This is a genomic window from Pseudomonas sp. SDO5522_S412 (genome assembly GCF_054071215.1).
Genome location: NZ_JBSVWQ010000196.1, coordinates 1 through 10,365, shown reverse-complemented (window position 1 = coordinate 10,365; position 10,365 = coordinate 1). Strand labels below are relative to the sequence as shown.

The 10,365-nt window shown below is 63.3% G+C and carries 6 protein-coding genes; 4 read left to right on the top strand and 2 right to left on the bottom strand.

Annotated features, from left to right (window positions below; genetic code table 11):
* Nucleotides 1–73: 73 nt before the first annotated feature.
* From ACW9I6_RS26100 to ACW9I6_RS26090, 3 genes are read left to right on the top strand one after another with little or no spacing between them, the layout of a single operon-like run.
* On the top strand, nt 74–862 hold the full coding sequence (locus ACW9I6_RS26100) for an ABC transporter ATP-binding protein (RefSeq protein ID WP_003217364.1): 789 nt from the start codon (nt 74–76) through the stop codon (nt 860–862).
* Nucleotides 859–1,806 (top strand): ABC transporter substrate-binding protein, encoded by a 948-nt coding sequence (locus ACW9I6_RS26095; RefSeq protein ID WP_177022480.1) that lies wholly within the window; start codon nt 859–861, stop codon nt 1,804–1,806. The genes ACW9I6_RS26100 and ACW9I6_RS26095 overlap by 4 nt, the downstream gene beginning before the upstream one ends.
* A complete protein-coding gene (locus tag ACW9I6_RS26090) occupies nt 1,803–2,813 on the top strand; it encodes a FecCD family ABC transporter permease (protein WP_457340010.1) in 1,011 nt (336 codons plus the stop codon). The genes ACW9I6_RS26095 and ACW9I6_RS26090 overlap by 4 nt, the downstream gene beginning before the upstream one ends.
* Here ACW9I6_RS26090 and ACW9I6_RS26085 read toward each other — a convergent pair.
* Nucleotides 2,810–4,264, bottom strand: coding sequence for a hypothetical protein (locus tag ACW9I6_RS26085; RefSeq protein WP_457340009.1), 1,455 nt, complete (start codon nt 4,262–4,264; stop codon nt 2,810–2,812). The two genes, ACW9I6_RS26090 and ACW9I6_RS26085, sit on opposite strands and share 4 nt — an antisense overlap.
* Entirely contained in the window at nt 4,265–8,731 is a 4,467-nt protein-coding gene (locus tag ACW9I6_RS26080; protein WP_457340008.1) for a hypothetical protein, read from the bottom strand.
* Nucleotides 8,732–9,028: 297 nt separating this feature from the next.
* On the opposite strand from ACW9I6_RS26080, the gene urtA reads away from it, so the two are divergent.
* On the top strand, nt 9,029–10,294 hold the full coding sequence (gene urtA / locus ACW9I6_RS26075; RefSeq protein ID WP_003217372.1) for an urea ABC transporter substrate-binding protein: 1,266 nt from the start codon (nt 9,029–9,031) through the stop codon (nt 10,292–10,294).
* Nucleotides 10,295–10,365 lie beyond the last annotated feature (71 nt).

The following is a 10,365-nucleotide window of genomic DNA, read 5'->3' as shown; positions in this document are numbered from 1 at the left end:
TCTGTTACTGATCCACCGCTTTCGCGAGCAAGCCCGCTCCCACATTTGTTCTGTGTTGGACCTGAGAGTAAAGATGACCTCACTCAACCTCACCGCCCTCGCCTGGACCCCACCAGGCCACGAGCACTGTCATCACCAGTTCCAACTGCGTGACGCCAGCCTGCACGTGAACGCCGGTGAGTTCGTCGGGCTGATCGGGCCCAACGGCAGCGGCAAGACCAGCCTGCTGCGCTGCGCCTATCGGTTCAGCAAACCGGCTGACGGTGAGGTGCTGCTGGAACACCAGAACGTCTGGAAGCAATCCTCGAAGTGGTGCGCGCAACGCATTGCCGTGGTGCTCCAGGAGTTTCCCGACGCCTTCGGCCTCCGGGTGGATGAAGTGGTCGCCATGGGCCGCACACCGCACAAGGGCCTGTTCGACAGCGATACGCTTGAAGACCAGAACCTGATCCGCCAGGCCCTCGATAACGTCGGCCTGCTGGGCTTTGAAGACCACGCCTTCGCCACCCTCTCGGGCGGAGAAAAACAGCGGGTGATCCTCGCCCGCGCCCTGGCCCAGCAACCGCAACTGCTGATCCTCGACGAGCCGACCAACCACCTCGACCCACGCTACCAGCTGCAATTGCTGCAACTGGTCAAGCGCCTGAACATCGGCACCCTGGCCAGCATTCACGACCTGAACCTGGCCGCCGCGTTCTGTGATCGGCTGTACGTGATCAACCACGGGCGCATCGTCGCCAGCGGCACACCTCACGAAGTGCTGACCGCCGAATTGCTGCGCGAGGTGTTCGGCGTTGAAGCATTGATCGACACTCACCCCTTGTCTGGCTACCCCCGAATTACCTGGATAACCCAACCATGATCCTGCGCTCCCTGTTGTCTCTCGCGTTGCTGCTCGGCACTGCTCAAGCGTTCGCCGAAGCGACCCATTACCCGCTGAAAATCCAGAGCTGCAACCGCGAAGTGACCTTCGCCGAGGCACCAAAACACGCGGTCAGCCACGACATCAACATGACCCAGATGATGCTCGCCCTGGGCCTCAAGTCGCACATGGCCGGCTACAGCGGCGTGACCGGCTGGAAGTCGGTCACCCCGGAAATGGCGCAGATCCTCGACGGCCTGCCGGAACTGGCGAGCAAATACCCGTCGGTGGAAACCCTGCTCAACGCCAACGTCGACTTCTTCTTCGCCGGCTGGGACTACGGCATGCGCGTCGGTGGCGACCTCACCCCGCAAACCCTGCAACCGTTGGGCATCAACGTCTACGAGCTGACCGAGTCCTGTGCCTTCGTGATGAAGCGGCCGGCGGCCACCCTGGAAGACACCTATAACGACCTGCGCAACCTGGGCAAGATCTTCGATGTGCAGGACCGCGCCAATGCACTGATCGCGCAGATGCAGGCACAGGTCGCCCAAGTGCAGGAAAACCTGCCGGCCGACAAGCCCCGCGTATTCCTCTACGACAGCGGCGAAGACCGCGCCATGACCTCCGGCCGCCTGGGCATGCCCCAGGCGCTGATCGACGCCGCCGGTGGGCGCAACATTCTCGATGACGTGGACGCCAGCTGGACCCGGGTCAACTGGGAAACCGTGGTGGAGCGCAACCCGCAGGTCATCGTGATCGTCGACTACAGCGAAATCACCGCCGAGCAAAAAGAGCAGTTCCTGCTGAACAACCCGGCGCTGCAATCGGTGGACGCGATCAAGAACCAGCGCTTTATCGTGATCCCCTACGTGCAGGCCACGCCGGGCATCGACAACGTACTGGCGGTTGAAACCCTGGCCAAGGGGTTTCACGGCGAATGATTACCCGTCGCTATGCCCTGCTGCTGAGTGCCCTTGGCGCGTTGTTGCTGATCTCATGCGTGGTCTCGCTGGGGTTCGGCTCGGCGCGGGTACCGGTGGACGTGGTGTGGCGGATCCTGCTGCATAAAGCCTTCGGCGTTGGCGAGGTGGACTGGAGCGCGGGGCAGGAACATATCGTGTGGCTGATCCGCGTGCCGCGCATGTTGCTCGGTGCCCTGGTGGGCGCCGGGCTGGCGTTGATCGGTGCGGTGTTGCAGGCCGTCACACGCAACCCGCTGGCGGATCCGCACCTGCTGGGCGTGACCTCCGGCGCCACCCTCGGTGCGGTGATCGTGGTGCTGCATGTGGGTGAAGTGATCGGCTTGCTGACCCTGCCCATCGCGGCGTTCATCGGTGCGTTGCTGAGCATGATCGTGGTGCTGGCGGTGGCCAGTCGCAACGGTCGGCTGGAGAGTGACCGCCTGCTGCTGTGCGGGGTGGCGGTGTCGTTCGTGATGATGGCGGTGGCCAATTTGCTGCTGTTCATGGGCGACCATCGCGCGGCCTCGGCGGTGATGTTCTGGATGCTCGGCGGCCTCGGGTTGGCGCGCTGGGAACTGCTGGCCATTCCCTTCGCCACGGTGTTGCTGGGGCTGGTGTTGCTGCTGGGGATGGCTCGCCCGTTGAACGCGCTGATGGCCGGCGAACAGACCGCCGTGACCCTGGGCCTGAACGCGCGCAATGTGCGGCTCAAGGTGTTCCTGATCGCCTCGCTGATGACCGGCGTGCTGGTGTCCATCAGCGGCTCCATCGGCTTTGTCGGGCTGATGGTGCCGCACATTGCCCGGCGCCTTGTAGGTGCCGAACACCGGCGTTTGCTGCCGGTGTGCGTGCTGTTGGGCAGTGTGTTCCTGGTGTGGGTGGATGTGGCGGCCCGCACGATAATTGCCCCCGAAGACCTGCCCATCGGCGTGGCCACGGCGGCCATTGGCGGGCTGTTTTTTATCGGGCTGATGCGGCGGCGTTAAACCCCCTGGTCGGCCTGCTTGAATGCATGCAACAAGCGCCGCGCCACCTGGCTGCGGGGTTGCCAGAAGCGATCGGTTTCCAGGATGGTCAGCTTGCCCGAGGTCGCCAACCGGCGGATCACCTCGCTGGGCTTGACCTTCACCACACCCGTGTCTTCGTCGATCCAGTCATCGCGCAGCAACTGGCTTTCGTCCGCGTGATAGCTGGGCTCATACACAATCAACGCGCCGTGCACCGGGGTGAAGTAGTACCGCGCCCCCGCGATCTTGTCCTGGCGCAGCATCTCGATGAACCCGCGGATTTCCTTCTGGGCAATGAAGTTGTGGGCCAGGCCTTCTTCGTAGCGATCCGCCAGATGCTGGCGCTCGGTGTCGAGCTTGAACAACTGCTGGACGCCCATCACCTTGTAGCCCGCCGGGTAGCGGGTCGATGTGCCGGGGTAGCCGAGGTTCATGATGCCTTCGAACAATGCCTTGTAGGCCGGTGTGTCCGGCCGCAGTCCCACGGCCACCGAGGGGCCCGGGTCTGCCACCGGTTGCACGGCGATGAAGGTGTCGCTGTCGCCGTTGCCCAGCACCGCTCCCAGCCGCGCCTGGTGCTCCAGCGGCACAACCTGTTGCCATACCTGGCGCGCGGCATCGTCCGGGTGGGCGCACAACGGGCCCAGGGCCATGCGGGTATCGCGCACTGCCAGTGTCGTGGCCAGGCGCTTTATCCGAGGCAACAAGGCATCCCAGAACGGGCTGCTGTCGAGTACCCGCAGCTCGCCGGACTCCACCAGTTTCAACACATGGCTGTCGATGCTGCCACGACTGTTGAGGTGTTTCAGATACGCCGCCTGCCGGCGGCTGGAATCCCAGTCCGGGTCGATCCTCACCGCCTGGTACCGAAACAGTGAGCCGTCGGCACACGACACATGCAACGCCAGGAACCGCTCACTCTGTGCCACCCGCAAAAAGCTCAGCGCCGCCAGCACCACGGCCGGAGCCATCAGTTGCGCGTAGCCTTCGGCCTGGGGCAACTCGGGCGCAGCACGCTGCGGCAGCCTCAGATACAGGCCTTGCAGGCTGTACCCGCTCGGCAACTGCCCGCGCAGGAACGCCCGGTCGAGGGCAAAGCCCAGGTCGTCGCCCTTGACCGGTGCGCAGGCGACAAAATGCCCATTGTCGGAGGACTTGAGAATCACGCCAAAGCTCAAATCGGCGCGCGCCTGGGCGTATTGATGACCATGGCGTGCCGCGTCGTCAGCATGCTTGAACACCGGGCCCAGCTGCCGATCCGCCACGGCATGGACCGCCGCCTGCGGCGCAACGTAGGCCAGGCCGGGCATCCAGCCCGGCGGCACACGCTGGGCAGTGCCCCACAACGGGCCGCCCTCCAGTACCTGCAAAGTCCCCACCCGCGCCAGCTGATTGACCAGCTCGGTGGGGCTCTTGCGGCCGCTGCGCATCTACTGCTCGACGGCATTGCTGTAAGGGTCGTGCAGCGCCAGGCTGTTGGGGGCCAGGGAGGTTTCCAGGTGGCTGAGCAACTGCGTCGCTTCGTTGCGCCGGGCCGAATCTAGCAAGCTGCGCTCGGCGTCCTGGGTACTGAAACCGATGAGTGAGCCGTCGGGCGTCAGCAGGTATTCGTGGGTCCACAGGTGACCCGACTTCAGGGCGGTCTCCAGTACTTTGGTCGAGAACAGGTTTTGATACACCGCGTTTTCTTCAGAGGGTAACCAGAACTCCAGCACCCGGGCGACACGTGACCGGTAGCGCGCGACCATTTTCCAACCAGGGGCCAGCAGCGCCTGGCTGACGTCCAGGCCCGGCAGGATGACGTTCGGGTCGAAGTCTTCACTCAACACCGGCACCACCAGGGTCGCGACAAACTTGCCGTTGCGCTGCAACACCAGCCCGCCTTGCAGCGTGTCGCGCTGTGTGCCCAACTGTTGGTGGACGTAACGCACCGCATCGGCCTGGTTGCTGAACAGCGGGCTCAATGGGCGACGCATAAAGTTGGCGAAGGCGGTCCATGGGGCCTGGCTGACATCCAGCTTACCCGCCAACGCCCAGCATTCGCTCGGCACCAAAACGCTCAACCAGCTCAACTTCGCCACTTCGTTGACAAACCCGACCGCCGAGAGCTGCCCGCTGGCCATCAAGGTCTGCACGTCTTCAAAGACCCCCGACGACTGGCGGACCGGGTTGAACAGCGTCGATGCCACCGGCGTTTGTACCTGCAGCAGCGCCTGGTCCAGTGTCGAGATAAACACCGGCAAGCCCGTCAGTGCGCCTGTCTCCCGTTGGCGCTTGGCCTCGACGGTGGCACTGGCCAGATCCCCGGCCGAAATAAAATGCTGCGCCAGCCAGTGTTCGGCGGTGGTCAGCCCCTGTGGCATCCAGTTGCGCCGGTAAACCAAGGCGTGCAGTTGATAACCCGCGGGGTAAATGAACTCGCCTTCGTCATCCACGGCAAACACGGCGCTCAAGGCGAACAGCCCGGCCCTATCCCAGGCGGGTACAAGCTCGGAGCAGACAAAGGCGTCCTGATCGCGATGCTTGAGCATGAAACCGAAACCGGTTTGCGTCGGTGCTTCATGGTCCAGGCGCGTGTGCAGTGCCCGAGCCGCGTCAGCGGCACTGGCGCAGACCGGGCCATAGGCAATCTGCTCCGGACGTTCGCGCCGGGGTATCGGCAGGCGTGGCCGCCAGTGTTCGGCGATCAGCCCCGGCGCGCCCCACAACGGGTTGGCCTGCACCACCCGCACGCTGCCGGCCGCCGCCACCTGGCTAATCCACTCCCGCGCCGTCAGCGTGCCGCTGGCCAGGTTGAGGGCCGTTGGGCTGCGATGGGGCAAGGGGTCGAGCGCCTTGAACAGGTTCGCCTGGGCGGCAGAGTCGATCAGGTCATACGCCAGCAAACAATCTTCGGCGCCCGACAGGTAGGCCACGGACACCTGTTGGCGATTGCGGATCAGCGTGTGCACGTCCAGGGCGCTGAACATCTGCGCCTCCAGGCAGGCATCGTCCCGCGACCAGCCCGGGCGCTGCAGGCGCTCGGGTTCCAGCAACGAAACCCCGCGGCTGGAACCGTACACGGCCTTCAGCATGTGACCGGGCGGGAGCAGTGAGCGGCCCTTGACGTCCTGGGGGTAGACAACGCCCAGGGCAAAGCGCCCGGCGTCGCTGGCCGACAATGGCTCAGTGGCCACGTAGAGACCGTCCGGGCGCTGCAGGATATAGCCGCAGTATTCGCCCTCACGCCAGCTGCCGATTTGCCCGTGGGCATAGCGTGCCGCGTCTTCTACCTGGAGAAACCCGCGGCTCAGTTGCGGGCGGGGTGCCAGTGCGTAAGGTCGCCAGGTGTCGGCGACCAGCCCCGCCACATCCCACAACGTGCCCGGTTGCAACACCGACAGCGCCCCGGCGGCGGCGACCTTTTGGATCATCTCGTGGGGCGTCACGGTGGCGGCCCGCAGTTCATCCCCCAGCCCGTTGTCCGTCACCCGGCCATCGGGCAGCACCTGGTAGAGCTGGCTTTCCTCGGCCGAGCCGGAAGCGTCATAGGCCAGTTGAGCGCCGTCCGCCGTGCTGAGGTAGAAGGCCAGATTGCTCTCGGGGTGGATGCGCAGCGCGGCAATCCCCTGGGCAAAATCCGTGGTGTCGATAAAGCCCTCGTACAACCAGGGTTCGGCGCCGATGCCGGTGGCGTCCGGTGCGCTGCGGCAGTACCAGCCACGCAGGGCGAAGCCTGGCGGCAGGCTGGCATTGCCAAAAACATTCGCCAACACGAAAAGGGTTTCGCCGGCGGGTATCGGTGCGCAAGGCTCGCTGACCACATACTGCTCTGCACTCGAGTGCTTGAGGATGCAACCGACTCGCCGGCCATCCGCCGTTGCCTGCATACGGTCATGGGCATAACGGGCGGCGGTTGCCAGGTCAGTGAAAACCCAGCTCAGGGGCGTATCAATGGGGGCTGCGGCGGCGAAAGGCGTTTCGGGCTCCCAGGTGGCCGGGACCCGGCCCTGGACGTTGTACCAGGTCTCATCCGCCAGCAGCACCGTCAACTCACCGAGTTTTACCAGCTCTTTGATCAGCCCTTCACGCGTGCCGTCAAAACCTTGTACGCGGGCCACACCTTGGCCATCGCGTTCAACTTGTGCCAGGTACTCGCCGAATTCACGCTCGGCCCGAGAGCCGCTGACAGCGTATTTGATCAACGTACCGTTCGTTCCGCTGGTGTAAAGCACCTTGATCTGATCGGAAAAAACCAGCGTCATGTCGATTGCTTGAGTCGACGGTGTACTGATCAGGAACGCCAGCTGTCGCGAGGTTTTTTGAGGATAGTTGGCACGCACCTCGGCCAGGTCGTAGACAGGTCGATTGAACTCGCCAACCATTTGGTGCCCTTCAAGCTCGACCCGCGTCAGAGCGTTGTCGGTGGGCAATGCCCCGCCCCACAACGACAGCCACCTGTCAGGGTCTGACAGCCTGGAGGCCACAAACAGCCCATCGCTGCGCTTGAAGATGTAAGCCTGGAGAAAAGAGCCGTGGGGTGAACCCACCTTGTAATGCAGGTAGCGTGCGACATCATCGGCAGTGACGAAGGCAGGGCTCAGCGACGCATGGACTTTCGCGAAGGCCCTCCATTGCGGTCCTACCACTCCGGCCTTGTCCCATATCCGTCCGGGCTCAACCACCGTCAGCGTGCCCACGGCAGCCACTTGCCGGACAAACTCGGAAGGGCTCAAGGTAGCGTCCTTCAAGCGTCCGTCGAGATCCGCGCCGCGATTGGCGAACAGCTGGGACTGCGCCTGCGAGCCGGTGCAGTGGTACATCAGCAGCGCGCCGTCGTTGGCGCGCAAGTAAAAGTGCAAGCCCAGGTCGTCGGTCCCCGCCATCATCACCACGGCAGCCAACGCGGAAGCCGTGAAGAAGTTTTCCGCCAGCCACGACTCTTTCGCCACGGTCGGTTTCGCTTGCGGTGATAGGGAGCAGTAAATACCGAAGGTCAAAAACTCACTGTCCGCCTTGTGCACTTTTGGCAGTGACAACTTGCCACTGGTCAGCGCAAACGCCGCCTTGAGTTCATCCGACGGAAATTCGGCCACGTACTGGTTCGACGCGCTTTTGTACAGGTAGCCAAAGAGACTCTCCTGCCGTGCAAACCCCAGCGGCGGCAAGACTGATCGCACCGCGTCCTGCCACCGGCGGCTGACTTGGCTGGCGAGAGGCGCCAGTGCGTCCTGCCCGATTTGCGACAGGGTCTGATTGAGGGTCCACGGCGCCAGCAGTTGGCCAGGCTTTCCACCCAGCTCGGCGTTGGCAACGATGACCCGCAGGTAGCCGGCCCTGGCCGTCTGATTGATAAAGGCGATGTAGTCGTCGAAATCGGCCGCAGGCTTGGCCGCCATCAACTGGTTCAAGAAGCTGGCCTCAGTCGCAGAGCCGCTGCTTTCATACTGGATGAGCGAGCCATAGAACCCGGACAGGTAGTAACGGGTGCACAGCATGCGCACCTGGATGATGATGCGCAGGATATTGATGGGGAAAAAGCTGCGATCCAGGCGGCGCTGCGCGCCTGTCCAGTGCTGTATCTGCGCGGAGCGTCGGGTGCCATCCTCGCCGCGCGAACTGTACAGGGCGTGAACGTTGTGGCCCTCGTACGCCAGGAAATTCCTGTTGGCATCGACCTTGAGCAGGTCGCTCTGGAAGTCGAATGCAGTGGCGGTGCCGGCCACCGGCACGCTTGGCAGGTACATCCCGTCATCACGCTTGAAAACCAGCCCGCCAAATACCGTCTCGCGCCGGTTGCCGATCTGTTGATGCGCCCAATGGGCCGCATCGTGATCGGTAACGAACGCCGGCCCCAGATGGGGAACCGGCCTGCGCGTGCTCGCCGCTTGATCGTCTTGAATGTGAGTACTGTCCATGTTCATCGTCACTTGAGTGAAGTTAAGAAAACTGGCGCTGCCCTTGGGTTGCCGGGGGCACCAGGCAGGCTTCACTTTCAAGGGTTTGGCTGGACGCAGGCATTAGATAGTTAAGGCTCGGGGCGCCAGGCACCATCAGGGTGCGCCTGCACGCACAGCCTGCGTTGATTGGCGCCGCATTGGTGCATCGCCCACCCCCACAGCCCGGTCACGGCTCGCGCGCACCACGATTGCGCGCCCCGGCACAGCCTTTGCAATCACTCCCTCATCACATCATTGAGTCATGGAGATTGCACAATGAAGCGTCGCAGCTTGATCAAGGCTTTCACACTGTCGGCATCCATCGCCGCGATGGGCATGACCTGGACGGTACAGGCCGCCGAGACCATCAAGGTCGGCATCCTGCACTCGCTGTCCGGGACCATGGCGATCTCCGAGACCTCGCTCAAAGACATGGCGCTGATGACCATCGACGAGATCAACGCCAAGGGCGGCGTGAACGGCAAGATGCTTGAACCGGTAGTGGTGGACCCGGCTTCCAACTGGCCGCTGTTCGCTGAAAAGGGCCGCCAGCTGCTGACCCAGGACAAGGTCGCCGTGGTGTTCGGTTGCTGGACCTCGGTGTCGCGCAAATCGGTATTGCCGGTGTTCGAAGAACTCAATGGCCTGCTGTTCTACCCGGTGCAATACGAAGGCGAAGAGATGTCGCCGAACGTGTTCTATACCGGTGCGGCGCCGAACCAGCAGGCGATCCCGGCGGTGGAATACCTGATGAGCGAAGAAGGCGGCGGCGCCAAGCGCTTCTTCCTGCTGGGCACCGACTACGTGTACCCGCGCACCACCAACAAGATTCTGCGTTCGTTCCTGCACTCCAAAGGCGTAGCGGATAAAGACATCGAAGAGGTCTACACCCCGTTCGGCCACAGCGATTACCAGACCATCGTGGCCAACATCAAAAAATTCTCCGCCGGTGGCAAGACCGCAGTGATCTCCACCGTGAACGGCGACTCCAACGTGCCGTTCTACAAAGAGCTGGCCAACCAGGGCCTGAAGGCTACCGACGTACCGGTCGTCGCCTTCTCCGTGGGTGAAGAAGAGCTGCGCGGCATCGACACCAAGCCGCTGGTGGGCAACCTCGCCGCCTGGAACTACTTCCAGTCGGTGGAGAACCCGGTGAACAAGAAATTCGTCGCAGACTGGAAAGCCTACGCCAAGGCCCACAACCTGCCGGGCGCGGACAAAGCCGTGACCAACGACCCGATGGAAGCCACCTACGTGGGCATCCACATGTGGGCGCAGGCGGTGGAGAAAGCCAAGTCCACCGACGTCGACAAAGTGCGTGAAGCCATGGCCGGGCAGACCTTTGCCGCGCCGTCCGGCTTCACCCTGACCATGGACAAGACCAACCACCACCTGCACAAGCCGGTGATGATCGGCGAGATCCAGTCTGACGGGCAGTTCTCGGTGGTGTGGCAGACCCAGGAGCCGATTCGTGCCCAGCCGTGGAGCCCGTATATCCCTGGCAATGACAAAAAGCCGGATTACGCCGTCAAGAGCAACTAAGACCGACTCGGTCTAAATGTGGGAGCGGGCTTGCTCGCGAAAGCGGTGTGTCAGTCGACGCATCCGAAACT

What these genes read in the sequence shown, in the direction of transcription:
- ACW9I6_RS26095 (WP_177022480.1), top strand. Translation starts at nt 859, where the DNA reads ATGATCCTGCGCTCCCTGTTGTCTCTCGCGTTGCTGCTCGGCACTGCT.
- ACW9I6_RS26100 (WP_003217364.1), top strand. Translation starts at nt 74, where the DNA reads ATGACCTCACTCAACCTCACCGCCCTCGCCTGGACCCCACCAGGCCAC.
- ACW9I6_RS26085 (WP_457340009.1), bottom strand. Translation starts at nt 4,264, where the DNA reads ATGCGCAGCGGCCGCAAGAGCCCCACCGAGCTGGTCAATCAGCTGGCG.
- urtA (WP_003217372.1), top strand. Translation starts at nt 9,029, where the DNA reads ATGAAGCGTCGCAGCTTGATCAAGGCTTTCACACTGTCGGCATCCATC.
- ACW9I6_RS26080 (WP_457340008.1), bottom strand. Translation starts at nt 8,731, where the DNA reads ATGGACAGTACTCACATTCAAGACGATCAAGCGGCGAGCACGCGCAGG.
- ACW9I6_RS26090 (WP_457340010.1), top strand. Translation starts at nt 1,803, where the DNA reads ATGATTACCCGTCGCTATGCCCTGCTGCTGAGTGCCCTTGGCGCGTTG.